The following is a 1540-nucleotide window of genomic DNA, read 5'->3' as shown; positions in this document are numbered from 1 at the left end:
GTCCAGCCGGAAACGAGCAGGGCAAGACTGGACACGACCAGCGTGGTGAGGGTAAGTGCGCGGGACAAAGGCGGCTCCAGATCCTTGGAAGGCAGCGACAATACCGGAAGGGCCGATTGCGACGCCAGTCGGGAAACTCTGCAAGTGCGGTGATCGTGAAGTGGATCACGCGCTGCGCGCGGGGGGTCAGTGGAAGTCGCGGCTGCGCGTGCGCACGCCGTCGATCAGCGCATCGATGTTGTGCATCTGACGCACGATCAGGTGCTGCACGCCGTCCACGCGTTCGAGGCGGCCGTCGATCTGCATCATCTGCGCTTCGACCAGCACGCGGTGCTGGCGGTCGGCGATCTTGCGCCAGACCACGGCGTTGACCATGCCGCATTCGTCTTCCAGGGTCAGGAAGGTGACCCCGCTGGCGGTCTGCGGGCGCTGGCGCATGCGCACCAGCCCGGCAAAGCGCACGCTGCGTCCGTGTGGCAGCGCGGCCAGTTCGTCCGAGCGCTGGCAGCGGCGCTGGCGCAGCTGCGGGCGGATGAAGGACACCATGTGCCGGCCGAGCGTGGTGCCGGTGCTGTTGTAGTCGGCCTGCATGTCCTCGAAGGCGCTGGGCAGCGGCAGCGGCACGCTGGCTTCGACGGTGGCGCGCGCGGTGTCGAACAGCGGCAGCGGTTTCTCCACGCCGGACACCTCCCAGCGCGCGCGATGACGATGCCCGCTCAGGCCTTTCAGCGCGCCGGCATCGGCGAGCAGGCCCTGGTGGCGGCGGTCCAGCCGCGCGCGTTGGCTGAGATCGGCCACGCTGTCGAACGCCCGCTGCGCACGGGCCTGCACCAGCGTAGTGGCCACGTCTTCGCTGAAGCCGTCGATCAGGCGCAGGCCCAGGCGGATGCCGAACGGCCGCCCGGGCGCGGTGGGCGCCACCAGGGTGCAGTCCCAGTCGCTGTGGCGCACATCCACCGGCAGTACCGGCACGCCATGGCGGCGCGCGTCCTGCAGGATCTGGTCGGGGGTGTAGAAGCCCAGCGGCTGGCTGTTGATCAGGCTGGCGGCGAACGCGGAAGGATGGTGGCACTTGAGCCAGCAGCTGACATAGGTGATCAGCGCGAAGCTGGCCGCGTGGCTCTCCGGGAACCCATAGCTGCCGAAGCCCTTGATCTGCTCGAACAGGCGCTCGCCGTACTCGCGGCTGTGGCCACGGGCGGCCATGCCGGTGAGCAGCTTGTCGCGGTGCGGTTCCAGCCCGCCATGGCGCTTCCATGCGGCCATCGAGCGGCGCAGCGCATCGGCCTCGCCCGGACTGAAGCCGGCTGCGGCGACGGCCAGTTGCATCACCTGTTCCTGGAACAGCGGCACGCCCAGGGTGCGCTTGAAAACCTTCTCCAGTTCGGGCGGGTAGTCGATCTCCTCGATGCCTTCTTCCTTGAGCTTCCTGCGGCGGTTCAGGTACGGATGGACCATGTCGCCCTGGATCGGGCCGGGGCGCACGATCGCCACTTCGATCACCAGGTCGTAGAAGCAGCGCGGCTGCATGCGCGGCAGC

1 protein-coding gene is annotated in these 1540 nt (G+C 68.7%); it reads right to left on the bottom strand.

The genetic code is table 11. The features are described 5' to 3' along the window. Positions 1-186: 186 nt before the first annotated feature. The coding region (locus RTO53_RS13700) for an OB-fold nucleic acid binding domain-containing protein (protein ID WP_312238308.1) at positions 187-1540 on the bottom strand (1354 nt) is incomplete at its 5' end.

Origin of the sequence: Stenotrophomonas sp., assembly GCF_031995405.1 — a bacterium.
In the GTDB taxonomy this organism is placed as follows: domain Bacteria; phylum Pseudomonadota; class Gammaproteobacteria; order Xanthomonadales; family Xanthomonadaceae; genus Stenotrophomonas.
Note: the sequence above shows the minus strand (reverse complement) of the source record. Positions and strands in the feature narration are given on the sequence as shown.